The organism is Xanthobacter pseudotagetidis, from assembly GCF_043194795.2.
Taxonomy (GTDB): domain Bacteria; phylum Pseudomonadota; class Alphaproteobacteria; order Rhizobiales; family Xanthobacteraceae; genus Xanthobacter; species Xanthobacter tagetidis_A.
Genome location: NZ_CM195534.1, coordinates 2,783,332 through 2,808,114, shown reverse-complemented (window position 1 = coordinate 2,808,114; position 24,783 = coordinate 2,783,332). Strand labels below are relative to the sequence as shown.

General features: G+C 69.9%; 25 protein-coding genes. 6 read left to right on the top strand and 19 right to left on the bottom strand.

Annotation, left to right across the window (positions count from 1 at the left end):
- The first annotated feature begins 11 nt into the window (after positions 1-11).
- The 4 genes from V5F67_RS12840 (at position 12) to V5F67_RS12825 (ending at position 3,223) form a co-directional block, all read left to right on the top strand.
- Positions 12-557 (top strand): RDD family protein, encoded by a 546-nt coding sequence (locus tag V5F67_RS12840; RefSeq protein WP_394017474.1) that lies wholly within the window; start codon positions 12-14, stop codon positions 555-557.
- Positions 558-636: 79 nt separating this feature from the next.
- Complete coding sequence (locus tag V5F67_RS12835; protein WP_394017475.1) at positions 637-1,386, top strand: arginyltransferase; 750 nt, start codon at positions 637-639, stop codon at positions 1,384-1,386.
- A 93-nt stretch (positions 1,387-1,479) separates the two neighbouring features.
- Positions 1,480-2,145, top strand: coding sequence for a MarC family protein (locus V5F67_RS12830; RefSeq protein WP_394017814.1), 666 nt, complete (start codon positions 1,480-1,482; stop codon positions 2,143-2,145).
- A gap of 43 nt (positions 2,146-2,188) precedes the next feature.
- On the top strand, positions 2,189-3,223 hold the full coding sequence (locus tag V5F67_RS12825) for a 3-hydroxyacyl-CoA dehydrogenase NAD-binding domain-containing protein (protein WP_394017476.1): 1,035 nt from the start codon (positions 2,189-2,191) through the stop codon (positions 3,221-3,223).
- A gap of 27 nt (positions 3,224-3,250) precedes the next feature.
- Here V5F67_RS12825 and lpdA read toward each other — a convergent pair whose 3' ends face one another.
- The 8 genes from lpdA to V5F67_RS12785 all read right to left on the bottom strand — a co-directional run bounded on the left by lpdA (position 3,251) and on the right by V5F67_RS12785 (position 10,408).
- Positions 3,251-4,666 carry a dihydrolipoyl dehydrogenase gene (lpdA, locus tag V5F67_RS12820; protein WP_394017477.1) on the bottom strand — a complete coding sequence of 472 codons (1,416 nt, stop codon included), beginning with the start codon at positions 4,664-4,666 and terminating at the stop codon, positions 3,251-3,253.
- The gene (locus V5F67_RS12815; RefSeq protein ID WP_394017478.1) at positions 4,659-5,288 is read right to left on the bottom strand and encodes a nucleoside 2-deoxyribosyltransferase; all 630 of its coding nucleotides are present in this window, start codon (positions 5,286-5,288) and stop codon (positions 4,659-4,661) included. The genes lpdA and V5F67_RS12815 overlap by 8 nt, the downstream gene beginning before the upstream one ends.
- 79 nt (positions 5,289-5,367) lie before the next feature.
- Positions 5,368-5,604, bottom strand: a complete 237-nt coding sequence (locus V5F67_RS12810; RefSeq protein ID WP_394017479.1) for an HP1242/YdcH family protein — start codon at positions 5,602-5,604, stop codon at positions 5,368-5,370.
- 147 nt (positions 5,605-5,751) lie between these two features.
- Positions 5,752-7,140: a pyruvate dehydrogenase complex dihydrolipoamide acetyltransferase gene (locus V5F67_RS12805; protein WP_394017480.1), complete on the bottom strand. Its 1,389-nt coding sequence runs from the start codon at positions 7,138-7,140 to the stop codon at positions 5,752-5,754.
- Positions 7,141-7,150: 10 nt separating this feature from the next.
- Positions 7,151-8,557 carry a pyruvate dehydrogenase complex E1 component subunit beta gene (locus tag V5F67_RS12800; protein ID WP_394017481.1) on the bottom strand — a complete coding sequence of 469 codons (1,407 nt, stop codon included), beginning with the start codon at positions 8,555-8,557 and terminating at the stop codon, positions 7,151-7,153.
- A 15-nt stretch (positions 8,558-8,572) separates the two neighbouring features.
- On the bottom strand, positions 8,573-8,908 hold the full coding sequence (locus V5F67_RS12795) for a hypothetical protein (protein ID WP_394017482.1): 336 nt from the start codon (positions 8,906-8,908) through the stop codon (positions 8,573-8,575).
- Between the two features lie 10 nt (positions 8,909-8,918).
- Positions 8,919-9,932, bottom strand: a complete 1,014-nt coding sequence (gene pdhA, locus V5F67_RS12790; RefSeq protein ID WP_394017483.1) for a pyruvate dehydrogenase (acetyl-transferring) E1 component subunit alpha — start codon at positions 9,930-9,932, stop codon at positions 8,919-8,921.
- 161 nt (positions 9,933-10,093) lie between these two features.
- Positions 10,094-10,408, bottom strand: coding sequence for an FtsB family cell division protein (locus V5F67_RS12785; RefSeq protein ID WP_394017484.1), 315 nt, complete (start codon positions 10,406-10,408; stop codon positions 10,094-10,096).
- A gap of 162 nt (positions 10,409-10,570) precedes the next feature.
- Between V5F67_RS12785 and V5F67_RS12780 the strand changes: the two genes are divergently transcribed.
- Complete coding sequence (locus V5F67_RS12780; RefSeq protein ID WP_394017485.1) at positions 10,571-11,149, top strand: flavodoxin family protein; 579 nt, start codon at positions 10,571-10,573, stop codon at positions 11,147-11,149.
- A 65-nt stretch (positions 11,150-11,214) separates the two neighbouring features.
- On the opposite strand, the gene V5F67_RS12775 is transcribed toward V5F67_RS12780, so the two are convergent.
- Both V5F67_RS12775 and parC read right to left on the bottom strand, forming a co-directional pair.
- Positions 11,215-13,002 carry a chloride channel protein gene (locus tag V5F67_RS12775; protein ID WP_394017486.1) on the bottom strand — a complete coding sequence of 596 codons (1,788 nt, stop codon included), beginning with the start codon at positions 13,000-13,002 and terminating at the stop codon, positions 11,215-11,217.
- Between the two features lie 3 nt (positions 13,003-13,005).
- Complete coding sequence (gene parC / locus V5F67_RS12770) at positions 13,006-15,249, bottom strand: DNA topoisomerase IV subunit A (protein WP_394017487.1); 2,244 nt, start codon at positions 15,247-15,249, stop codon at positions 13,006-13,008.
- A 239-nt stretch (positions 15,250-15,488) separates the two neighbouring features.
- Here parC and V5F67_RS12765 point away from each other — a divergent pair, with 239 nt between their 5' ends.
- On the top strand, positions 15,489-15,758 hold the full coding sequence (locus V5F67_RS12765) for a hypothetical protein (protein ID WP_394017488.1): 270 nt from the start codon (positions 15,489-15,491) through the stop codon (positions 15,756-15,758).
- Here V5F67_RS12765 and recO read toward each other — a convergent pair whose 3' ends face one another.
- From recO to V5F67_RS12720, 9 genes are all read right to left on the bottom strand, one after another.
- The gene (gene recO / locus V5F67_RS12760; protein WP_394017489.1) at positions 15,759-16,496 is read right to left on the bottom strand and encodes a DNA repair protein RecO; all 738 of its coding nucleotides are present in this window, start codon (positions 16,494-16,496) and stop codon (positions 15,759-15,761) included.
- Positions 16,497-16,502: 6 nt separating this feature from the next.
- Positions 16,503-17,441, bottom strand: a complete 939-nt coding sequence (gene era, locus V5F67_RS12755; RefSeq protein ID WP_394017815.1) for a GTPase Era — start codon at positions 17,439-17,441, stop codon at positions 16,503-16,505.
- A gap of 387 nt (positions 17,442-17,828) precedes the next feature.
- Positions 17,829-18,581 (bottom strand): ribonuclease III, encoded by a 753-nt coding sequence (gene rnc, locus V5F67_RS12750; RefSeq protein ID WP_394017490.1) that lies wholly within the window; start codon positions 18,579-18,581, stop codon positions 17,829-17,831.
- Positions 18,551-19,303 (bottom strand): signal peptidase I, encoded by a 753-nt coding sequence (gene lepB, locus V5F67_RS12745; protein ID WP_394017491.1) that lies wholly within the window; start codon positions 19,301-19,303, stop codon positions 18,551-18,553. The genes rnc and lepB overlap by 31 nt, the downstream gene beginning before the upstream one ends.
- Before the next feature lie 433 nt (positions 19,304-19,736).
- Positions 19,737-20,129, bottom strand: a complete 393-nt coding sequence (locus V5F67_RS12740) for a DUF1622 domain-containing protein (RefSeq protein WP_394017492.1) — start codon at positions 20,127-20,129, stop codon at positions 19,737-19,739.
- 63 nt (positions 20,130-20,192) lie between these two features.
- Complete coding sequence (acpS, locus tag V5F67_RS12735; RefSeq protein ID WP_394017493.1) at positions 20,193-20,597, bottom strand: holo-ACP synthase; 405 nt, start codon at positions 20,595-20,597, stop codon at positions 20,193-20,195.
- The gene (locus V5F67_RS12730) at positions 20,594-21,379 is read right to left on the bottom strand and encodes a pyridoxine 5'-phosphate synthase (RefSeq protein WP_394017494.1); all 786 of its coding nucleotides are present in this window, start codon (positions 21,377-21,379) and stop codon (positions 20,594-20,596) included. Before V5F67_RS12730 ends, acpS begins: the two co-directional genes overlap by 4 nt.
- Positions 21,380-21,408: 29 nt before the next feature.
- Positions 21,409-23,625, bottom strand: coding sequence for a RelA/SpoT family protein (locus tag V5F67_RS12725; RefSeq protein WP_394017495.1), 2,217 nt, complete (start codon positions 23,623-23,625; stop codon positions 21,409-21,411).
- Positions 23,626-23,752: 127 nt separating this feature from the next.
- Entirely contained in the window at positions 23,753-24,727 is a 975-nt protein-coding gene (locus V5F67_RS12720; protein ID WP_394017496.1) for a quinone oxidoreductase family protein, read from the bottom strand.
- Between the last annotated feature and the right edge of the window lie 56 nt (positions 24,728-24,783).

Sequence of the window (24,783 nt, the reverse complement as noted above, 5' to 3'; positions counted from 1 at the left end):
GCCTTGGCGCCATGAGCGACCCGTCGAGCCAGACCCGCGAGCCGCCCCGCATCGGCGTATCCTATGGGCCGCGTCCCCACGCTTATGATCCCGTGACGCAGCCGGAATATTTCGACGGCGTGCTCTCGCGCCGCCTCGTCGCCTTCTGCGTCGATGCGATGATGATCATCGGGCCGATCATTCTGCTTGCCGTGTTCATCTTCGTGTTCGGCATCGTCACGCTCAGCCTCGGCTGGATGCTGTTCCCGCTGCTCGGGCCGGCGTTCGTGATCTGGGCCGTGCTCTACAACGCCATCACCCTCGGCTCGCCGGCATCGGCGACGCTCGGCATGCGACTCATGGACCTCGAAATGCGCACCTGGTACGGCGCGCCCTGCTACTCGCTGCTGGGCGCCGTGCACGCGGTGTGCTTCTGGGTGTCGATCTCGGTCGCGACGCCGCTGGTGCTCCTGGTGGCGCTGTTCAACGACCGGCGCCGGCTGCTGCACGATTTCCTCGTCGGCACCGTGGTGGTGAACAACGAAAGCCGCGCCGCCACGCTGCGCCGTCGCCGCTGAAAATTGCGCGCAATCCCGCCTTCGCCTTTGACCGGACCGCAAGCTCCGGCGATGCTGTACCGGTTCGAGGCGTAGGACCGTGAGCGAACATCCGCGCGATACACCGCAATTCTACCTGACCGCCCCCTCCCCCTGCCCCTATCTGCCGGGGCGGGAGGAGCGCAAGGTGTTCACCCACCTCGTGGGCGAACGGGCGGGCGCGCTCAACGACGTCCTGACCCAGGGCGGGTTCCGCCGCAGCCAGTCCATCGCCTACCGCCCCGCCTGCGAGGGCTGCCGGGCCTGCGTCTCGGTGCGAATCTGCGTCGACGACTTCGTGGAGAGCCGCTCCTTCAAGCGGGTGCGTGCCGACAATGCCGACCTGATCGGCGCCATGAAGCCGCCCACCCCCACCTCGGAGCAATATGCGCTGTTCCGCTCCTACGTCACCGCCCGCCACGGCTCGGGCGGCATGGCCGACATGAGCGTGCTCGACTACGCCATGATGGTGGAGGACACCCATGTGGAGACGCGCCTCGTGGAATACCGCAAGGCCGGCCCCGACAGCCGCATCCTCGGCCGCGGTGTCGGCGACCTGATGGCGGTGGCGCTGACGGACGTCCTCTCGGACGGCCTGTCCATGGTCTATTCGTTCTACAACCCCAACGTGGCGCATCGCTCGCTCGGGACCTTCCTGATCCTCGACCACATCAGCCGGGCGCGGGAGATGAGCCTGCCGTACGTCTATCTCGGCTATTGGGTGCAGGGCTCGAAGAAGATGGACTACAAGCGTCGCTTCCTGCCGCAGGAGCGCCTCTCGCCCCAGGGCTGGGAGCGGGTGGAGGCGTAGGGCCGGTCGCGGACGGCTCGGCGATCGCGGGAGGACGGGTGTGGGGCAAGGGCGCCGCAGGCGTCCTTTCGGGAGGGGCCCGGATTGAGCTACGTGACCAATTCCATCAACATCTTCGTGATGGTGTTCGCGGCCCTGTTCCCGGTGGTCAATCCGCTCGGCAGCGCGCCGATCTTCCTGAACTTCGTGCGCAAGTGTTCCCCCACGGTGCGCGAGCAGGTGGCCCGCTCGGTGGCGCTCTACGGCTTCATCCTGCTGCTCGGCTCGCTGCTGTTCGGCGCGCAGATCCTGCTGTTCTTCGGCGTCAGCCTGCCGGTGCTGCGGGTGGCCGGCGGCGCGGTGGTGATGGCCGTGGGCTGGAGCATCCTGCACCAGGGCGACGAGCCCGCCGACCGGACCGCGAGCCAGGAGCTGAGCGAGGCGCAGGCCCGGGACGAGGCCTTCTACCCGCTCACTTTGCCGCTGACCGTGGGGCCGGGCTCCATCGCCACCACCATCGCGCTCGCCGCCAGCCACAAGCCCACCTGGAAGATCGACGCGCTGGAATCGCTCTCCAGCCTCATCGGCGCGCTGGCCGGGCTGGTCGCGGTGGCGCTGACGGTCTATTTCGCCTTCCGCGAGGCGCCGACCATCGAGCGGGTGCTGGGCAAGAACGGCACCAACGTGCTGGTGCGCCTGTTCGCGTTCATCCTGTTCGCCATCGGTGTCGAGATCGGCTGGCTGGGCATGCGCGAGCTTCTGGCCCAGGTTCCCCGCTGAAGCAGGCGCCGCGCTGAGCCCGTCGCCGGAAGGAGTTTGCCCCATGTTCCCCGCCTCCGACATCCGCCGTGTCTGCGTCATCGGCGCCGGCACCATCGGCGCCAGCTGGGCGGCGCTGTTCGTCTCCCGCGGCCTGGAGGTGACGGTGAGCGACCCCTCCCCCAGCGCGAAGGCGGCGACGCAGCGCTTCATCGACACCGCCTGGCCGATCCTGACCCAGCTCGGCGCCCTGCCGACCGCCGATCCGACCGCCTGGCGCTTCGTCACCGATCCGGCCGAGGCGGCGGCGGGCGCCGACTTCGTGCAGGAGAACGCGCCAGAGCGCTACGAGATCAAGCAGCTGCTGCTGGCGCAGCTCGACGCCGTGCTGGCCCCCCATGGCGTGATCGCTTCCAGCACCTCGGGCCTGCTCCTGAGCCGCATGACCGAGCTGTGCGCCCGGCCGGAGCGCTGCGTCATCGGCCATCCCTTCAACCCGCCGCACCTGATCCCCCTGGTGGAGGTGCTGGGCAACGGCGCGGCGGGCCGGGCGGCGGTCGACACCGCCATGGCCTTCTATGCCGCGCTCGGCAAGCGGCCGATCGAGATCCGCAAGGAGGTGAAGGGCCACGTGGCGAACCGCCTCCAGGCGGCGCTGTGGCGCGAGGCGATCCATCTGGTCGCCGAGGGCGTCGCCTCGGTGGAGGACATCGACGCCGCGGTCTCCGAGGGGCCGGGGCTGCGCTGGGCCCTGATGGGCCAGCACATGACCTTCCATCTGGGCGGCGGCCAGGGCGGTCTCGCCCACTTTCTGGAGCATCTCCTGCCGGCGGTGGAAGGCTGGTGGGCCGATCTCGGCGCGCCGCAGATGACCCCCGAGCTCCAGGCGCAGCTCGTCCGGGGCGTGATCGAGGAGGCGGCCGGCCGCTCCATCGCCGACCTGGCGGCGCGGCGCGATCACCTGTTGACGCAGATCATCGCCCTGAAGCGCGAGCAGGCCGAGTCGGAGGCGCAGAAGGAAATGGCCGGACGCCTCGACGAGGCGCTGGAGGAGAGCTTCCCCGCCAGCGACCCGCCGGCCGTGCACAAGGAGACGTGAGGTGGCGGCGGGGGAAGCCCGCCGCGCTCAGACGTGGATCGCCCGGCCATAGGCCGCCATGACGCTCTCGTGCATCATCTCGGAGAGCGTCGGGTGCGGGAACACCGCGTGGATCAGCTCCTCCTCCGTGGTCTCGAGATTCATGGCGATGACGAAGCCCTGGATCAGCTCGGTCACCTCCGCCCCCACCATGTGGGCGCCCAGCAGCTCGCCGGTCTTGGCGTCGAAGACGGTCTTCACGAGGCCGTCCGGCTCGCCGAGCGCGATCGCCTTGCCGTTGCCGATGAAGGGGAAGCGGCCCACCTTGATCTCGCGTCCCGCCTCCTTGGCCTTCTTCTCGGTGAGGCCGACAGAGGCGATCTGCGGCGTGCAGTAGGTGCAGCCGGGAATCTTCAGCTTGTCCATGGGGTGCGTGTGCAGGCCCTTGATGGTCTCCACGCAGATCACGCCCTCATGCTCGGCCTTGTGCGCCAGCATGGGCGGGCCGGCAATGTCGCCGATGGCGTAGACGCCCGGCACGTTGGTGCGCCCGAGCCCGTCGGTGGCGATGATGCCGCGCTCGATCTTCACGCCCAGCGCTTCCAGCCCCAGGCCCTCGACGTTGCCCACCACACCCACCGCCGAGATCATCCGCTCCACCGTGATGTCGTGCGCCTTGCCCTTGTCGTCGGTGACGTGGACCGTGAGGCTGTCGGCGTGCTTGGTGACGCCCGCCACCTTCGCGCCGGACATGATCTTCATGCCCTGCTTCTCGAAGCGCTTCCTGGCGATGGCGGCGATCTCCTCGTCCTCCACGGGCAGGATCTGCGGCAGCACCTCCACCACCGTCACGTCCACGCCCATGGTGCGGTAGAAGGAGGCGAACTCGATGCCGATGGCGCCCGAGCCCATGACCAGGAGGGACTTGGGCATCTTCTCCGGCACCATGGCCTCGAAATAGGTCCAGATCAGCTTCCTGTCGGGCTCGATGCCCGGCAGCGCGCGCGGCCGGGCGCCAGTGGCGACGATGATGTGCTTGGCGCTGTAGTCGCCGCCGCCCTTGGCGTTCTTCGGCGGGTTCTGCGCCGCTTCGACCTTCAGCTTGCCGGGGGAGGTGAAGGTGGCCTTGCCCCAGATCACGTCCACCTTGTTCTTGTTCAGCAGGAAGCCGACGCCGGTGGCGAGCTGCGAGGAGACCCCGCGCGAGCGCTTCACCACGGCGGCCGCATCGAAGCCGATCTTCTCGGCCGAGAGCCCGTAATCCTTGGCGTGCTCCATGTAGTGGTAGATCTCGGCCGAGCGCAGCAGCGCCTTGGTGGGAATGCAGCCCCAGTTGAGGCAGATGCCGCCGAGATGGCTCTTCTCCACCACCGCGGTCTTGAAGCCGAGCTGCGCCGCGCGGATGGCAGCCACATAGCCGCCCGGCCCGCCGCCGATGACGATGATGTCGTAGGTGTCAGCCATGGGTCGTCTCCTCGCCGCGCCTTGTTCCGGTGGGCTCTGGATGGAAGGGAGGCCGCGCCAGGCGGCCGGCATCGCGGGCCGCGCCGAGCGCCGCCAAGGCGTGCTCGAACAGCGCGAGGTCGCGGAACGGGTCGGCGGCGGCGCCCGCCGCCTGGATCACCGGCAGGCCGGAAGCCTCCAGCGCCTCCGCCAGCATGAGATTGTCGAAATGGCCGAAATCCTCCACGTGGAGGCCGTCCGCCATCAGGCTCGCAGGCCCTTCCGCCGCCCGGCCGATGGCATGGTGCGCGCGGTGCTTGAGCTCGCCCGGCAGGTTGGAATAGGCGGCCACCGGCTTGCCGAGCGCGAACGCGTAGCCGACCTCGAAGGCGGTGCCGGGATCGGCGCTGATGCCGCGGAACGGGGTGAGGTTCGCCAGCACCGCATCGGCGGCGCGCATGAGCGCGAGATTGGCCGCGAAGATGGCGCGGGCATGGGCGCCTGCGGCCGCGTCGAGGGTCGGGTCGCCATCGAGCGGAAACAGGCCCTCGAAGCCGTGGCGGGCGCACAGCTCGACCTTGCGCCGGCCGATCTCGCGGGCGTTGTCGAGGAACACTTCGGGGCCGGCCAGATAGAGCTTCATGCGGTCTTTCTGCCTTCGCGCCCTTTCGCTCGCGCCGCCTTGAGCCGAGGGCGCCGCCGGGACGGCGCCCTCCGTCACGTCATTTCGTCAGGATGGCGTAGAGCTCGTCCTTCAGCTGCATGCGCGTGCGGCGCATGGCCTCCATCTCCTCGTCGCCGGTGGGCTCCACATCGGTCTCGGCGCGGTGCACCTTGCGGTTCACCTCGTGATACTCGTCGTACAGCTTGGCGAAGCGCGCGTCGGACTGCTTCAGGGCGCTGATCTTCTCCGCATATTCGGGAAAATCGGCGGCAAGCTCGTGGGGCGTATGGCTCATATGACTCTCTTTGCTTCTGCGGTCGGGCGCCCGGGGCGCCGCAAGGCCGCTGCTACACCATCGGCGCGCGGAGCGGTTTGATCTGGCCCGGCCCCGAGGGCGGGGACAGTGCTCGCGCGCGGCCTTCTTACACCGTCGACCGGCAGCTCACACCAGCATGGACATAGGCTTCTCGATGAAGCCCTTGAAGGCGGACAGAAGCTCGGCGCCCAGCGCCCCGTCCATCACCCGGTGGTCGCAGGTCAGCGTCGTGGTCATCTGGGTGACGATCTTGATCTCGCCGCCGCGCACCACGGCCCGCTGCTCGGAGGCGCCCACCGCGAGGATGGAGGACTGCGGCGCGTTGATGATGGCGGTGAAGTTGCGCATCCCCATCATGCCGAGGTTCGACACCGAGGTGGAGCCGCCGGAATATTCCTCCGGCTTCAGCTTCTTGTTGCGGGCGCGCAAAGCGAGGTCGCGCATCTCGTTGGAGATCGCGGAGAGCGACTTCAGCTCCGCCTTCTTGACGATGGGCGCGTAGAGGCCGCCGTCGAGCGCCACGGCGACGCCCACGTCGGAATGCTTCATGCGCAGCACCCGGTCCTCGGCCCACACCGCGTTGGCGGTGGGCACCTTCTGGAGCGCCAGCGCCATGGCCTTGATGACGAAGTCGTTCACCGAGACCCGGTAGACGGGCTTGCCGTCCTTGTCCTTGGCGGCGGCCGCGTTCACCTGCTCGCGCAGGGCCATGAGGTCGTCGATGTCGCAGTCGACCGTGAGGAAGAAGACCGGCGTCACCTGCTCGCTCTCCACGAGGCGGCGGGCGATGGTCTTGCGCATGCCGTCGAGCGGCACCTCCTCGTAGGTGCCGGCCTCGAACAGGGCCTTCACCTGCTCGGCGCCCGGCGCCGTGGCGAGCGCCGGCTTCGGCGCGGCGGCGGTGGGCTGGGGAGCGGCGGCGGCTGGCGCGGCGGCGGGCGCCGCCGGGACCGGCTGGGCGCGGGCACCGTCGAGGTCGCGGGCGATGACGCGCCCGTGGGGGCCGGAACCCGCCACGGCGGCGATGTCGATGCCCTTCTCCTTGGCCAGCCGGCGCGCCAGCGGCGAGGCGAACACGCGCTGCCCCTGCCCGGCCGGCCCTGCCCCCTCACCCCCACCCTCTCCCCGCTGGGGAGAGGGAGCGGTGGCGGCAGCGGCAGGTGCCCCCTCTCCCCGCGGGGGAGAGGGCTGGGGTGAGGGGGCGGCCGGCTGAGACGCAGGCGCCGGCGCCGCGCCCTTCCCGGCCGAGCCGGCGGCGGCCTTCACGTCCTCGCCCTCGGCGGCGATCACCGCGATCACCTGGTTCACGGGCACGTCCTGCGTGCCCTCGGGCACCAGGATCTTGGCGAGCACGCCCTCGTCGACCGCTTCCACCTCCATGGTGGCCTTGTCGGTCTCGATCTCGGCGAGCACGTCGCCGGACTTGACCGTGTCCCCCTCCTTCTTGACCCACTTGGAGAGGTTGCCCTTCTCCATGGTGGGGGACAGCGCCGGCATCAGGATGTCGATGGGCATTTTGACCCCCTCAGCGGTAGGTGACGGCGTGGACCGCCGCGATCACCTCGGCGACGGACGGAAGGGCGAGCTTTTCGAGATTGGCGGCGTACGGCATGGGCACGTCCTTGCCGGTCACGCGCAGCACCGGCGCGTCGAGATAGTCGAACGCCTTGTCCATGAGCTGGGCGGCGATCTCCGCGCCGATGCCGGACTGCGGCCAGCCCTCCTCCACCGTGACGCAGCGCCCGGTCTTCTTCACGCTCTCGACGATGGCCGGCACGTCCATGGGGCGGAGCGTGCGCAGGTCGATCACCTCGGCCTCGATGCCCTGCCTGGCCAGCTCCTCGGCGGCCTTCAGCGCATAGGTCATGCCGATGGAGAACGACACCAGCGTCACGTCCTTGCCCGCGCGGGCGATGCGCGCCTTGCCGATGGGCAGCACGAAGTCGTCCAGCTTCGGCACCTCGAACGCGTGGCCGTAGAGGATCTCGTTCTCCAGGAAGATCACCGGGTTGGGATCGCGGATCGCCGCCTTGAGCAGGCCCTTGGCGTCGGCGGCGGTGTAGGGCGCCACCACCTTGAGGCCGGGAATGTGGCTGTACCAGGAGGAATAGTCCTGGCTGTGCTGGGCGGCGACGCGCGCGGCGGCGCCGTTCGGGCCGCGGAACACGATGGAGCAGTGCACCTGCCCGCCCGACATGTAGAGCGTCTTGGCAGCGGAGTTGATGATCTGGTCGATCGCCTGCATGGCGAAGTTGAAGGTCATGAACTCGACGATCGGCTTCAGCCCCGCCATGGCGGCGCCGACGCCCATCCCGGCGAAGCCGTGCTCGGTGATGGGGGTGTCCACCACCCGCCTGGCGCCGAACTCCTGCAGCAGCCCCTGGGTGATCTTGTAGGCGCCCTGATACTCGGCCACCTCTTCGCCCATGACGAACACGTCGGGATCGCGGCGCATCTCCTCGGCCATGGCGTCGCGCAGGGCCTCGCGCACGGTCATGGTCACGAACTCGGTGCCGGCGGGCACCTCCGGGTCCGGCGGGGCGGACACCACCGGCGGCGCGGCGACCGCGCTCGGCGCCGGGGCGGAGGGCACCGCGGGCGCGGCGGCGGCGACCGGCGACGGCGCGACGGCGGGCGGCGGGCTCTCGGCCGCCTTGGCGGCGGGAGCCGGGGCGGCGCCGGCATCCTCGCCCTCGGCGACGATGGTGGCGATGGGCGTGTTGACCGCCACGTCCTGCGTGCCCTCGGGCACCAGGATGCGGCCGAGGATGCCCTCGTCGACCGCCTCCACCTCCATGGTGGCCTTGTCGGTCTCGATCTCGGCGAGCACGTCGCCGGATTTCACGGCGTCGCCCTCCTTCTTCACCCACTTGGTGAGGTTGCCCTTCTCCATGGTGGGCGAGAGGGCCGGCATGAGGATTTCGATGGCCATGGCTTCAGCTCTCGGTCAGCTCTTCGCGGGCGCCTGCGCCGGAACGGCGCCGGGACGCGGCGTGGTGAGGTTGGTGTAGGCGGCGGCGGAGGCCACCAGCAAAGTGACGGCGACGAAGAAGGCGACGGTGGCCTTGCTCATGCGCGCGGCGTCGGCGGCCGGCGCGGACGCGCCGTCCCTGGCGCGCACCGCGAACGGCCAGAAGACCACCAGGAACAGCGTGGTGGCGGCGGACAGCCCCGCCGGGCGCTCGGCCCGGAAGATCTTCAGCGCCTCGCGCGCCGCCACGCCCCACGCGCAGAGCGCGGCGACAATGGCGAGGATGGCGAGACCGAGGAACAGATTGGCCATCGCGGGCGCCTCAGCGCAGCACGTCCGTGTAGAGCTCGGCGGGATCGGGCTCGGGCTCGTGGCTCGCGAAGTCCGCCGCCGCATTGACGATGTCGCGGATCTCGGCGTCGATGGCCTTGAGCTTGTCCTCGGTCACCTTGTGCGATTCCAGGAGGCGCACCCGCACCTGCTCGATCGGGTCGTGCTCGGTGCGCATCTTCTGGACCTCCTCCTTGGACCGGTACTTCGCCGGGTCCGACATGGAGTGGCCGCGATAGCGGTAGGTCTGCATCTCCAGGATGTAGGGGCCGTTGCCCTCGCGGGCGAAGGCGAGCGCGCGCGCGCCGGCGGCCTTCACCGCCCGCACGTCCATGCCGTCCACCTGCTCGCCGGGGATGTTGAAGGAGGTGCCGCGCTTGGAGAAGTCGGTCTGCGCCGAGGCGCGGGTGACCGCGGTGCCCATCGCGTACTTGTTGTTCTCGATCACGTACACGACCGGCAGCTTCCAGAGCTCGGCCATGTTGAAGCTCTCGTAGACCTGGCCCTGGTTGGCCGCGCCGTCGCCGAAATAGGTGACGGAGACCGCGCCGTTCTCGCGGTAGCGGTTGGCGAAGCCGAGGCCGGTGCCGAGGGACACCTGGGCGCCGACGATGCCGTGGCCGCCGAAGAACTGCTTCTCGATGCTGAACATGTGCATCGAGCCGCCCTTGCCCTTGGACAGGCCGCCGCGGCGGCCGGTCAGCTCGGCCATGACGCCCTTGGCGTCCATGCCCGTGGACAGCATGTGGCCGTGGTCGCGATAGCCGGTGATGACCTGGTCGCCGTCCTTCATGGCCATCTGCATGCCGACCACCACGGCCTCCTGGCCGATATAGAGGTGGCAGAAGCCGCCGATCAGGCCCATGCCGTACATCTGGCCGGCCTTCTCCTCGAAGCGGCGGATGAGCAGCATCTCGCGATAGGCGGCGAGATCCTCGTCGGCGGTGAAGGCGGGAATCGCGGGCTCGGCAGCGGCGGCGCGGGCGGATGGTTTCTTCGTGGCCATCGGCGTCCTCGGATACGCGGAAAGGTCGCCCTTCCTAACCCACCTCGCCGCGCCCTCAAAGCGACAAATTCGGATTGCTGCGCCGCAACACGTTGCCAACGTTTGATTTTGCTTGATTGAACCTGATTATAGTTCAGATCGATCGTAAACTATTTTCAAGTTCATTTATTGCGAAGCAACACGACATCCTTGGGATGGATGAAGTCCAGCTGGCGGCGTCCCTGCTCGTCCAGAAGGTCGGGGTCGAGCTGCGTGGCGACAAGCAGCCCGACCTTGTGCTCCAGCGCCGCGCGCTGCGCCTTCAGGTCGTCCAGCTCGCCCTGAAGCTGCTGCATGTCCTGCTCGAAGTTGCGCTTGGCCAGGATTCCGTGCTCGCCGGTGTAGGCGTGATAGGCGAAATAGCCGATCAGCGCGGCGGCGCCCACGTGGAGCGCGAGCGTGGCGAGGATGGTCTGGAGGCGGGAGCGGCTCTGCATGCGCCCACCTTCGCCGATCCCGGTTTCCGCCCTGTTAAAGCCCCCGAAGCGCTGCGTCGCTTTCATTGCATCAGCGCATACGAACTTTGCGATCTATCGCCTGGAAACTTTTCCTGGTGCACGCCAGATCTGGAGGCAGATACCAACCGCTGAGAGGCTGCCATGTCCAAGCCCGTCATCGCCATCGTCTATCATTCCGGTTACGGCCACACCAAGGTGGTGGCCGAGGCCGTGCTCGCCGGCATCAAGGAAAGCGACGCCGTCGAGGGCGTTCTGGTGCCGGTGGAGCAGGTGGACGAGAAGTGGGAGCTGCTGGACGGCGCCGCCGCCATCGTCTTCGGCGCGCCGATCTACATGGGCAACGTCTCGGCCGCCTTCCAGACCTTCGCCGAGAAGAGCTCCAAGCGCTGGTTCGAGATGAAGTGGAAGGACAAGCTGGCCGCCGGCTTCGTGAATTCCGGCGCCATGAACGGCGACAAGCATCGTGGCATGGAGGTGCTGTTCGGCCTGTCCCAGCAGCACGGCATGGTGTGGGTCGGCCTCGGCCTGCATCCCGGCAACAACAATGCCAACGGCTCGCCCGAGGATCTCAACCGCCTGGGCGGCTTCGCCGGCGCCTATGCCCAGTCCAACATCGACCAGGGCCCGGAGGTGGTGCCCCCAGCCACCGACCACCGCACCGCCCGGCATCTGGGCAAGCGCGTCGCCGAGGCCACCGTGCGCTGGACCGGGGGCGCCTGACGCGGACCGGCTTGCCTGCCTCAGAGCCCTCCAGATCGGGCGAGGCGGCGCTGGCCGCCTCCCCTTCAGTCCTCCGCGCCGAGCCCTCGCCGCGCCCGCTCCAGCTCGCGAGCGTAGCGCTTGAGGACGTAGGCTTCGCCCAGAAGGCCCACCAGCCGCCGACCGGCCCGGTCCGCCACGACGGCGAGGTCTTCCGCGTGGGCGGCGTCGAAGGCGAACGCCGCCTCCCTCACGTTCATGGCGGGCAGCAGCAGCGCATCCGTCTGGCGGGCGATGGATGACGCCGGCGCATCGGCGGCAAGGGCAGGCCCATGGGCCTGCGCCACCTGGACCAGCCCGCCATAGGCCCCCTTGTCGTCCACCAGCGCCACGAGGCGGTGCGCGCCCAGCGGAACGGCGGCCCTGAGGGCACCGATGCTGCCGCCCGCGGGAAAGGTCGCGAAATCGGTGCGCATCATCCGGCCGACCGTCAGCTCTCGCATCCAGCCGATGTCGTGGGGGCTGCGGATCGCCTCGCCGCGCAGGTGGAAGCGCCAGGTGGAGAAGGAGAAGCCGAAGGTCTCGCGCACCGCGAGCGAGGTCACCACCGCGCCCGCGAGCACGTAGCCGGTCAGCGCGAGGTCGCCGGTCATCTCCAGAGCCAGGAACGTCATGGTCATGGGACCGCCGATGATGCCCACCGCCAGCGCGCCCATGCCCACCACCGCCAGCACCGCCGGGTCGAGGCCGAGCGTGGGCCACGCGATCGCCAGCGCGCCGCCATAGAGCTTGCCCATCAGCGCGCCCAGGAACAGCGAGGCGAAGAACAAGCCGCCGCGGAACCCGGAGCCGATGGAGAGCGCCGAGGCGAGGATCTTGAAGCCGAAGATCACCGCCACCGTGAGAGTCATCGCGCCCTCGACCTGCTTGTGCAATGCGCCGTGCCCGTCGGAGAGAACCTGCGGACTGTAGAGGGCGAGCGCGCCCACCATCAGCCCGGCCACCATGGGCCGCAGCGGCGCCGGGATGCCGCTCTTCGCGAACCCGGCCTCGACGGCGGTGACCAGCCGCATGACGCCGATCGCCACCGCCGCCGCCACGAGGCCCAGGCCCAGCACCGGCACGATGTCGATCGGTGCCAGCGTCACGTCGAGCGGCAGTTGCAGCCGCTCCACATGCGCGCCCAGGAGCCGCGCCGTCATCACCGCCGTGATGGTGGCGGCGAGCACCGGCGCGGCGGCGGGGATGGAATAGGTGCCGATGATGATCTCGAAGCCGTAGAAGGCGCCCATGAGCGGGGCATCGAACGCCGCGCCGAGCCCCGCCGCGGCCCCTGCCCCCACCAGGATGCGCAGGTCGTTGCGCCTGAGGTCGAACGCCTGGCCGAGCCGGGAGGCGATGCCGGAGCCGATCTGCGAATAGCCGGCTTCCAGGCCCAGCGAGGCACCGAAGCCGTTGGACACCATGGTCTGCGCCGCGACGATGATGCTGTCCACCAGCGACATGCGCCCGCCATGCAGCGCATTGGCCTCGATCGGATCGACGAACGGCCGGTCGCGCCATTTCTTCAGCGCCAGAGCGATCAGCCCCATGGCCGCGCCGCCCGCCGCCGGCACCAGCATCAGCCAGGGCGAGAGCAGCGCCGGCGAGCCGCTCAGCCGCTCGCCCGGCGAAAGGCCGTACAGCGCCTCGTGCGCCCATTGGGTGAGCGTGCTCATGAAGGCGGCCGCCAGGCCCGCGAGCACCCCCATCACGGCGGCGATGACCACGAGGGCGATCTCGCGCCGGCGCGCGCTCGACTGGGCGGCGGCGGCGAGGCGCCGCAAGGCGGAGCCCCCACCGGTCCGGGATGGATCGGCAGGCGCCTCGCTCATGGCTCAGCCGAAGGTGTTGGTGCGCGGGAAGCCCTTCGGCGGCAGGCGGCCGGCCGAGGCCCGCTCGCCCTGCCATTCGGCCACCTCCGGCAGCTTCACGGTCCAGGTGCGCCCGGACGTGTCCTGCCAGGTGAGACCGTCGTCGAGCGCGAACACCTTGAGGTCGGAGAGCCCGCCCTCGCGGTACTTCTGCAGCCGCACGCCGCGCCCGCGCGCCATCTCCGGCACCTGCGAGAGCTGGAACAGGAGCAGCTTGCGGTTGTCGCCGATCACCGCCACCGTGTCGCCCTCCACCGGCACGGCGGCGAGCGCCACGTCGGGGGCGTCCACCACCAGCACCTGCTTGCCCTTGCGGGTGTTGGCGACGCAGTCGTCCTCGCTCACCACGAAGCCGCGCCCCTCCTTGGAGGCGATGAGCAGCTTGCGCCCCGGCTGGTAGGCGAAGACCGAGACGATCTCCACCTCCTGCTCCAGGTCGATCATGAGCCGCACCGGCTCGCCGTGCCCGCGCCCGCCTGGCAGCTTCGAGGCGTCGAGCGTGAAGAAGCGCCCGTTGGTGGCGAGCACCATGACCTTCGAGGTGGTCTCGGCGAAGAAGGCGTGCCCGAGCGCGTCGTCGCCCTTGAACTGGAGGTTCGAGAGGTCCTGCACGTGACCCTTCAGCGCCCGGATCCAGCCCTTCTGCGAGACCACCACCGTCACCGGCTCGCGCTCCACCAGCGCCTCGGTGAAGGCGTCCTCGTGCACCACAGGGGCGGCGGCGAAGGTGGTGCGGCGCCGGCCGATGGCGGTCTCGGGGCCGTAGGTCTTGCGGGTCTCGCGGATCTCCTTGGCGATGGCGCGCCACTGCGCCCCCTCCGAGCCCACCAGCTTGTTGAGCTTGTCCTGCTCCTCGCTGAGGGCGTCGTGCTCCTTCCTGATCTCCATCTCCTCCAGGCGCCGTAAAGAGCGCAGGCGCATGTTGAGGATCGCTTCCGCCTGCACGTCGGTGAGCGAGAAGGTGGCGATCAGCGAGGCCTTCGGCTCGTCCTCCTCGCGGATGATGCGGATCACCTCGTCGAGGTTCAGATAGGCGACGAGGTAGCCGCCCAGCACTTCGAGGCGATGGGCGATCTGGTCGAGCCGGTAGCGCGAGCGGCGCAGCAGCACGTCGCGGCGGTGGTCGAGCCACTCGCGCAGCGCCTCCGCGAGCGACAGCACCTTGGGGATCTGCCCCTTCACCAGCACGTTCATGTTCAGCGGCACGCGGGCTTCGAGCTCGGTGAGCTTGAACAGGCTCTCCATGAGCACCTCGGCATCCACGGTGCGGGCGCGCGGCTCCAGCACCAAGCGGATGTCCTCGGCGCTCTCGTCGCGCACGTCGGCGAGCAGCGGCAGCTTCTTGTCGGTGAGCAGCTCGGCGATCTTCTCGACCAGGCGCGACTTGGCGACGCCGTAGGGGATTTCCGTCACCACCACGTGGTAGGTGCCGCGGCCGGTCTCCTCCTTCTCCCAGCGCGCCCGGACGCGGAACGAGCCGCGTCCGGTGGCATAGGCCTCGGCGATGCCGACCGGGTCGTCCACCAGGATGCCGCCGGTGGGGAAGTCCGGGCCGGGCACGAACTTCAGCAGGTCGAACGCCATCGCGTCCGGGTGCTCGATCAGATAGAGCGCCGCGTCCAGCAGCTCGGCCGCGTTGTGGGGCGGGATCGAGGTGGCCATGCCGACCGCGATGCCCTGGGAGCCGTTGGCCAGCAGGTTCGGGAACGCCGCCGGCAGCACCACCGGCTCTTCCTCCGAGCCGTCATAGGTGGGGCGGAAGTCGACCGCATCCTCGTCGATGCCGTCCAGCAGCAGGCGCGCGGTCTCGGTGAGGCGGGCCTCGGTGTACCGCATGGCGGCGGCGTTATCGCCATCCACGTTGCCGAAATTGCCCTGCCCGTCCACCAGCGGGTAGCGCTGGGCGAAATCCTGGGCGAGCCGCACCAGCGCGTCATAGACCGACTGGTCGCCGTGGGGATGGAACTTGCCGATCACGTCGCCCACCACGCGGGCGGACTTCTTGAAGCCCTGGCCGGGGTCGAGCCTCAGCTGGCGCATGGCGTGCAGGATGCGGCGGTGGACGGGCTTGAGCCCGTCGCGCGCATCGGGCAGCGCCCGGTGCATGATGGTGGAGAGCGCATAAGCCAGATAGCGCTCTTCCAGCGCCGCCTTCAGCGCCACCGGTTCGATGTGCCCGTCGCCGGGCGGGAGGATGCGGGTTGCCATGGACCGCAGTTACCGCGCGCCAGAAGGCGCGGCAAGCCGCTTTTCGGGGCGTGCCCCACGTCCGCGCAAGGTTCCAGGATACCGCGCGGGATTGTGGCGGAAACTTTCGCGAATTCAGCGCGTTAAGCGGAAGCCGGACGATGTTCCGACAAACTGCCGCCTCAGCCGTCCCCTAGCGTGAGCAGGCGGGACAAGGCGGGCGGGCCGGTTGGCCGGTACGTCCGAATGGAGGATGGACAATGAAGAAACTGGCATTGGCCGCGGGCGGAGCCCTGGTGCTTGGTTTCCTGGCGGCGGCATCGCCTGCCTCGGCGGGGTCCCTGGGTTCTGCCGGCGCGACCCTGCTCGGCCCGGTCCAGGCCCAGGCCGGCGCCGAGGAGGTGCGGTGGCGGCGCGTCTGCCGCCAGGTGCGCGTATGGCGCTACGGCCGCTGGCGCTGGGTCACGCGCTGCCAGAGCGTCTGGGTGGGCCCACGCTGCGGACCCGGCTGGGGCCGTCCCTGCTGGTGATCATCCACCCGGCGGCGCGGCGCTGCGGCGCCACGCCGCGATGAAGGACGCGCGGGCGGGCGAAAAGGCCAGCCCGCGCGGCTCCAGGACCCGCGTGGCGATGAAATGGCCGGTGATTCGCAACCCGGCCTCCACCTCGTCCGGCTCCGGCGGCGCGACGGCGCCGAGGAAGAAGCCCGGCAGCGGGAACAGCCGCTCGTGATAGGGCGCGCCCGCCTCGCGGCTCACGGCGCGCCCGCTCTTGGGCGAGACATAGACAAGGTCGTTGCGCCCGCCGGTGGCCGCGCAGGCCTCCAGCTCCAGCCCGAATCCCAGCTCGGCGAGCACCGCCAGCTCGAAGCGCGCCACCAGCATCCCTGCGGTGCCTGCGTCCTCGAAAGCGTCGAGGATGGCGCCGGTGGTGTCGTAGAGCCCCTCGTGGGGATCGCGCTCCGGCAGCAGATGCAGCAGCTGCGCCATGTGGGAGAGCCCGAAGGCGGCATGGGCGCGCGCCATCAGCCGGTCCGCCCGCAGGATGCTCGCTTCCAGCAGGAAGTTGCCGAGGTGCTCCTCCAGCCGCGCCCGCCAGGTGGCGAGCACGGTGTTTCCCGGCTGGAGCACGCTCGACTGCTGGCGCGAGGCGCCGCCGCGCACGATGCCGAGATGGCGCCCGCGCCGGCGCGTCAGGAGCTCGACGATGGCGCCCCCCTCCCCGTGGCGCCTGACACCGAGAACGATGCCCTCGTCGCTCCATTCCACCGCCGGCTATCCCTTCGGGAATTCCAGGCCCATCTCGCGGTAGCGCTCGGGATCGTCGGCCCAGTTCTCGCGCACTTTCACGAACAGGAAGAGATGCACCTTCTGCTCGATGATCTCGGAAATCTCCCCGCGGGATTCCGATGATATCGCCTTGATGGTGGCGCCGCTTTTCCCAAGAACAATCTTGCGCTGGCTCTCGCGCTCCACGAAGATCGTCTGCTCGATGCGCACCGAGCCGTCGCGCAACTCCTTCCAGCTCTCGGTCTCGACCGTCGAGCGGTAGGGAAGCTCGTCGTGGAGGCGCAGGAACATCTTCTCACGGGTGATCTCGGCGGCGAGCATGCGCATCGGCGCGTCGGAGATCTGGTCCTCGGGATAGAGCCAGGGGCCGGGCGGCACCGCCTGGGCGAACCAGGCCTTGACGTCCTCGATGCCGTCGCCGGTGAGCGCCGAGATCATGAACACGCGCTCGAAAGCCACCTGCTCGGTGAGCTTGGAAGCAAGCTCCAGCAATGTGTCGCGGCGGATCAGGTCGATCTTGTTGAGGATCAGCGCGCGCGGGCGGCGGATGTCGGCGAGTGGCTTCAGCAGGCCCTCGACCTCCGGGTCGAGGCCGCGCTTGGCGTCCACCAGCAGCGCCACCACGTCGGCGTCGGCGGCCTGGGTCCAGGCGGAGGAGACCATGGCCCGCTCCAGCCGGCGCTTGGGCGCGAAGATGCCGGGGGTGTCCACCAGGATGAGCTGGGCCGAGCCGGCCAAAGCGATGCCGCGAACGATGGCGCGGGTGGTCTGCACCTTGTGGGAAACGATGGAGACCTTGGTGCCGACGAGAGCGTTGGTGAGGGTGGACTTGCCGGCGTTCGGCGCGCCGATCAGCGCCACGAAGCCGCAGCGCGTCGGCCCCTCCGGAAGCGCGGAACCACGGGACGGACCGGCCTGATCCAGGTCGAAATCGGCCTCGTCCAGCCCTTCGTCGTCCCGCTCGCCGTCCTCGAGGTCGCCGTCGTCCAGATCCGCGTCGTCGAGGTCGTCGTCGAGGTCGTCCTCCGCCGCCGGGTCGAAGGCGGTGCCCGCGAGGTCGGCCTCCAGGTCCTGCGCACCCTCCCCGCCGGGCGCAGCCCGGCCGGGCGCCGCCGCGGCGGTCTCGGCCCCGGATTCGATCTTCGTGTCCCCGTCCTTGCCGGGGGGCTTGCCCCGGCCGCCTGTCTTGCCGCTCATGTCGTCCCGTTCACTGGGGCCGGCGGCCGACGCCGCGGCCGATCCTTCGACCCTTGAAACCCAATTCTATCACTTTTCGCCGGCGCTCCGGCCATGGCGCGCCCCGGCGCGGCCTCAGGCCCCGCTCTGCGCCTGCGCCTCGCCGGTCCAGACCCCCTCGCGCACCAGGAAGGCGGCGGCCGCCGCCTTCTGGGCCGCCTGCTTGGAGGCGCCGGTCGCCTCCGCCGGGTCGAGGCCCGGCAGGTCCACCAGCACCGTGAAGCGCGGGGCGTGGTCGGGGCCGGAGCGCCCCACGTCGCGGTAGACCGGCGGCGGCAGGCCGCGGCCCTGGGCCCATTCCTGGAGCACGGTCTTGGCGTCGCGCAGCGGCCGGCGCGGCGCTTCGAGCCGCCCGCGCCACAGGCGCTCCACCAGCGCCTGCGCCGCGTCGTAGCCGCCGTCGAGGAACACCGCAGCCACCACGCTCTCGGCCACGTCGGCGAGAATCGCCCGGCGCTTGCTGGCGCCCGACTGGCTCTCGCCGGGGCCGAGGCGGATATGGGCGCCCATGTCCAGGTCGGCGGCGACCTCGGCGCAGGCCTCCTCGCGCACCAGCTCGGCGAGCCGGCGCGAGAGCTCGCCCTCCTCCGCCTCCGGGAACGCCTCGTACAGCATGTGCGAGACCACCGAGCCGAGCACGTGGTCGCCGAGGAATTCCAGGCGCTGGTAGGAGCGGCGCCGTGGCGCCTCGCCCTTCACCGCGCTGATGTGGGAGAGCGCCAGCTCCAGCAGCGCGCGATCGTTGAATCGATAGCCGAGCCGCCCTTCGAGGGCGGCCAGATCGTCCGCGGCGCCGGTCAGTTGACCGTTTTGAACAGCCTGTCCCATCGCACCGTCCAGGGCCAGTTCCACACCTGCCACGCCGCCGCGCCTTCATCGATGGAGAAGAAGATCACCTGGGCCTTGCCGATCAGGTTGTCGAACGGCACGTAGCCCACCTGGCTCAGCACGCGGCTGTCCTGGGAGTTGTCGCGGTTGTCGCCCATCATGAAGAAGTGGCCGGGCGGCACGTCGTAGACCGGCGTGTTGTCGTACATGCCGTTGTCGACCAGATCGAGGGTCTCGTAGGTGACGCCGTTGGGCAGCGTCTCGCGCCAGCGCTTCACCAGCACCTTGCGGCCCGAGCCGTCGTCCTCGGTGATGTCGGACAGGCGCTCGCGCTTCACCGGCACGCCGTTGATGTTGAGCACGCCGCCGATCATCTGGATCTTGTCGCCCGGCAGGCCCACCACGCGCTTGATGTAGTCGGTCGCATTGTCCTTCGGCAGCTTGAACACCACCACGTCGCCGCGCGCCGGATCGGCGCCGAAGATGCGGCCGGAGAACAGGTCGAGCGTGATCGGCAGCGAGTAGCGCGAATAGCCGTAGCTGTACTTGGACACGAACAGGTAGTCGCCGATCAGCAGCGTGTCCTTCATGGACCCGGAGGGGATGTTGAACGGCTGGAACAGGAAGGTGCGGATCACCAGCGCGATCAGCAGCGCGTGGATGATGACGCGGACGGTCTCCAGGAAGCCGCCCTCTTTCTTCGAATCGCTGGTCGCGGTCATCGAGGGTCCAAGTTCAACGAGGGGCCAAGTTCGACGAGGGTCCAGATTTCATGCGCGCGCAGTGTGCAGCAAACTGCGCCGAAAAGGAGGTGAGGCGCACCCTGGAGGCCCTGCCCGCACGGTCCTCCCCCCTATAGAGGCTTCGCGACCGGGCGGCAACGTGAGGCGGGCAAGGCATCACCGCTTCTTGGCTCGGGCCGTCGATGGCGACCGTGCCGATGGCGGCGACGCAGCGACAGGCAAAACCCCCGGTCCTCGCGCTCCGTCATGCCCGGCCACGTGCCCGGCCTCGTGCCGGGCATCCACGCCGCGCCGCCGGCGCCCCGTTCCGGATGTGCGCGCCACGCCGCAAAGCGTGGATGGCCGGGACAAGCCCGGCCATGACGGCGCTTGCCAGCCGCAGCGGGCTTCGGGCGATGACCGTCGTTCCGCCCTATGCCTTCGCCGGCGCCTCCTCGTCGGCCGGGCTCGCCGCCGCCTGCGCGCGCTGCCAGGGCCAGCGGCCCTCGATCTCGATCTCCAGCGAGAACGACAGGAAGGTCCGCACAAGCACGATGCCGGCCAGCACCGCGAGGCTCTGGAGCGAGGGCTCGATGGCGACCGTGTTGATGATGTCCGCCGCCACCAGGAATTCGAGCCCCAGCAGGATCGCCATGCCGAGCGAGGAGCGGCATTGCCGGAACGAGGCGACCATGGTCCGGCCCGCCAGCGCGCCCCGCCCCAGCAGCACCAGCGCCGAAAGGATGCCGTAGACGATGACGGCGGTTCCGGCCACCTCGATGGCGCGGGTGGTCCAGTGCAGAATCTCGTTGGCGAGCGTGTCCATTGCCCCTCCCCCTCGGCCCCACGATGCCACCGGCGTGCGCCGGGCGGAAGCGCGGGCGCGGGCTCAGCCGCGGCGGGGGATGGCGGAGATGATGACCTGCGCCGAGACCAGCGGGCCCTCGTCGGTCATGGTCAGGTGGATCACCGCCTCATGGCCGGCGGGCAGCATGGCCGCGAGCCGGCGCGCCGCCCCGCCGGTGAGCTCCAGCGTCGGCTGCCCCGAGGGCAGGTTCACCACCCCCATGTCGCGCCAGAACACGCCGTGGCTCAGCCCGGTGCCCAGCGCCTTGGCGCAGGCCTCCTTGGCGGCGAAGCGCTTGGCGTAGGTCTCGGCCCTCAGGCGGCGCCGGTCGGCCTTGGCCCGCTCCACGGGAGTGAAGACGCGCTCCAGGAACCGCTCGCCGAACCGCTCGATGGAGCGGGCGATGCGCCGCGCGTCGGCAAGGTCCGAGCCGATGCCGAGGATCATGCCGCCGCCCCGTCGGCCGCGCCCCGCGCCGCCAATGCCCGGCCCCGGTCCATGGCCTCGCGCATGCGCCGCACGGCCGCCTCCAGCCCGACGAAGATCGCCTCCCCCACCAGGAAGTGGCCGATGTTCAGCTCCACCACCTCCGGCAGGGCCGCGACCAGAACCGCGCTGTCATAGTCGAGCCCGTGGCCGGCATGGACCTCCAGGCCGAGGCCGTGGGCCTCCCGCGCCGCCGCGGCGATGCGCGAGAACTCCGCCTGCGCCTCGGCCGCCCGCCCCTCGGCGCGGGCATCGCACCAGGCGCCCGTGTGCAGCTCGACGATGTCGGCGTCAAGGCCGCGCGCGGCCTCGATCTGGGCCGCGTCGGCGGCCACGAACAGCGAGACGCGGGTGCCCACCTCCTTCAGCAGCGCGATGCGCGGCCGAAGCTCGGCGAACTGGCCGGCGGCATCGAGGCCGCCCTCGGTGGTGCGCTCCTCGCGCTTCTCGGGCACGAGGCAACAGGCATGCGGCCGGATGCGGCGGGCGATGGCGATCATCTCGTCGGTGGCCGCCATCTCGAAATTGAGCGGGATGGAGATTTCCGCCTTCAGGCGCTCCATGTCGAGGTCGCGGATGTGGCGCCGGTCCTCGCGCAGGTGCGCGGTGATGCCGTCGCCGCCGGCCTTCTGCACCAGCAGCGCCGCCCGCACCGGGTCGGGCAGCGCGCCGCCGCGGGCATTCCGCACCGTCGCCACATGGTCCACGTTGACGCCGAGCCGGATCGGCCGGATTGCCTGCATGTGAGGTTGCTCCCGAGAAAGCAGGCGCGTCAGCCGTTGACGCGCTCGACGCTTGAAACCACCGCCCGCGCTTTCAAGTCCGCGACGATGGCATTGAGATGGCGCAGGTCGAACACCTCCACGTCGATCAGCATCTCCGTGAAGTCGGCCGAGCGGGTGCGCATCTGGAGGCCCTCGATGTTGCCGCCGCGGTCGCCGATGGCGCCGGCCACCTGGGCCAGCGAGCCAGGCTCGTTGCGCGCCGTCACCCTGATCTGCGCCGGGAAACGGCCGTCGGAGAGTTCGTCGAGGTCCCAGCGCACGTCGAGCCAGTGCTCCGGCTTGTCCTCGAAGTGCTGCAGCGCCGGGGACTGGATGGGATAGATGGTGATGCCCTCCCCCGGCGTCAGGATGCCGACGATGCGGTCGCCGGGCACCGCCCCGCCATTGGGCGCGAAGCGCACCGGCAGGTCGCCGTTGATGCCGCGGATGGGGATGGCGTCGAGCCGCTCGGCGCTGGCGCCCTCGGGGATCTTGAACTTGAGGTTGTGGGCGCGCTTCAGCTCGAACCACCCCTCGCCGTTCGGCGCGCGCTCGCCGTTCACGCGCTCGTCGGCGCGCGGCGGCAGCCATTCGGGATAGACCGCGCGCACCAGGTCCTCGGGCTTGATCTCGCCGCGGCCGATGGCGGCGAACACGTCCTCGGGCGCGGCGCGGGCGAGGCGCGGCGTCGCCTTGGCCACCTGGTCCTCGGAGAAGACCTTGGCGGCGCGGGCGAAGGCGCGCTCGGCGATCTTGCGGCCGAGCCCGGCATATTGCGCCCTGACCGCCGTGCGCGTCGCCCGGCGCACCGCGGCCCGCGCCTTGCCGGTGACGGCGATGGTCTCCCACGCCCCCGGCGGCGACTGGGCCTTGGAGGTGATGATCTCCACCTCGTCGCCGTTCTTCAGCTCGGACACCAGCGGGGCGATGGTGCCGTTGATCTTGCAGCCCACCGCGGTGTTGCCGATGTCGGTGTGCACCGCATAGGCGAAGTCGATCGGCGTCGCCTTGCGCGGCAGCGCGATCAGCCGCCCCTTGGGGGTGAAGCAGAACACCTGGTCGTGGAACAGCTCGAGCTTGGTGTGCTCCAGGAACTCCTCCGGCGAGAGGCCCTGGGACAGGTTCTCGATGGTCTTCCTGAGCCAGGCATAGGCCCGGCTCTCGTTGGAGAGCATGGGCCCCGGCTCGCCCGAGGGGTCCTTGTAGAGCGCGTGGGCGGCGATGCCGTATTCGGCGATCTCCTCCATGTCGCGGGTGCGGATCTGCAGCTCGACGCGCTGGCGGCGCGGGCCGATCAAAGTGGTGTGCAGCGAGCGGTAGTCGTTGGGCTTGGGGGTGGAGATGTAGTCCTTGAACCGGCCCGGAACGATGGCCCAATTGGTGTGGACCGCGCCGAGCGCGCGGTAGCACTCGTCGACGCTCCGCACGATCACGCGGAAGCCGTAGAGGTCCGAGAGCTGCTCGAAGCCGATGGCCTTGCGCTCCATCTTGCCCCAGATGGAATAGGGCCGCTTCTCGCGCCCCTTCACGTCCGCCTCGATGCCGCGCCGGGCGAGCTCGTCCCTCAGCTCGCGCTCGATCTCCTCCACCAGCGGGCCGTTGCGCTGGCGCAGCTCGGAGACGCGGGTGGTGATGCTCTCATACGCCTCCGGCGAGAGCTGGCGGAAGGCGAGGTCCTCAAGCTCCTCGCGCATGTCCTGCATGCCCATGCGCGCGGCGAGCGGGGCGTAGATGTCCAGCGTCTCCTGGGCGACGCGGTCGCGCTTGTCCGGCGGCACCCATTTCAGGGTGCGCATGTTGTGCAGGCGGTCGGCGAGCTTCACCAGCAGGACCCGCACGTCGTCGGCGATGGCCAGCAGCAGCTTGCGCAGGTTCTCGGCCTGCTTGGCCTGCTTCGAGACGAGGTCGAGCTTCTTGATCTTGGTGAGGCCCTCCACCAGGGTCGCGATCTGGTGGCCGAACAGGCGCTCGATCTCGGCCTTGGTGGCGTCGGTGTCCTCGATGGTGTCGTGCAGCAGGGCGGCGACGATGGTGGCGTCGTCCAGCTTCAGGTCGGTGAGGATCGCCGCCACTTCCAGCGGGTGCGAGAAATAGGGGTCGCCCGACGCCCGCAATTGGCTGCCGTGCGCCTTCATGGCGTAGACATAGGCGCGGTCGAGAAGCGCCTCGTCGGTCTTTGGATTGTACCGTCGAACGCGCTCGACCAGCTCGTATTGGCGCATCATGGCCGAACGATCCGTCGCAGCACGAGCGGGGCGCGCCGTTGGCCCGAATCCATCGGCGGCCGGCCCCGTTCTTTGTTGTTGTTTGAATATCGGCGGGAAGCGTGGCGCGCGCAAGGCGCGCTTTGCGTCACGGCAGCAAAAGCGTCGATCCGGTGGTGCCGCGGCCCTCCAGCGCCTCGTGCGCCTTGCGGACGTCCTTGAGCGCGAAGGTCTGGTGGACCGGGATCTTCACCCCGCCGCCCAGCACCGCCTCGAACAGGTCGTTGGCGGTGGCCAGCAGATCGTGCCGCTTGGCGACGAAGGTGGCGAGCGTCGGCCGGGTGGCGTAGAGCGACCCGCGCTTCGACAGCTCCAGCAGGTCGAAGTTCCTGATCGCTCCCGAGGCGTTGCCGAACGACACCCACAGGCCGAGCGGCTTCAGGCAGTCGAGCGAGGCAGGATAGGTCGCCTGGCCGATGCCGTCATAGACCACGTCGCACAACTTGCCGGCGGTGATCTCCTTGACGCGGTGCACGAAGTCCTCCTCGCGGTAGAGGATGACGTGGTCGCAGCCATGGGCGCGCGCCAGCTCCGCCTTGTCCTTCGAGCCCACGGTGCCGATCACGGTGGCGCCGAGCTGGTGCGCCCACTGGGTGAGGATGAGGCCGACGCCGCCGGCCGCGGCCTGGACCAGGACCACGTCGCCCGGCTTCACGTGATGGATGCGCTTGACGAGATACTGCGCGGTCATGCCCTTCAGCATCATCGCCGCGGCGGTGCGGTCGTCGATGGCGGCCGGCAGGTGCACCAGCATGGTGGCGGGGATGTTGCGCACCTCGGCATAGGCGCCGGGCGCCATGGCGTAGGCGACGCGGTCGCCGGCGTGGAAGCCCTCCACGTGCGGCCCCACCGCCTCCACCACGCCGGCGCCCTCGCTGCCGGGCACGAACGGCAGCTGCGGCGCCTTGTAGAGGCCGGTGCGGAAGTAGACGTCGATGAAGTTGAGGCCGATGGCGGTCTGGCGGATCTGCACCTCGCCGGGTCCGGGCGCGGGAACGGTGATCTCCTCGTAGGTGAGCACCTCGGGACCGCCCGTCTGGTGAACCCTTACCGCATGGACCATGGCGCGCCTCCCGCTTCTTCCTCAAGGTGCGGGATCATAGGGCCGGCCCCGCCACC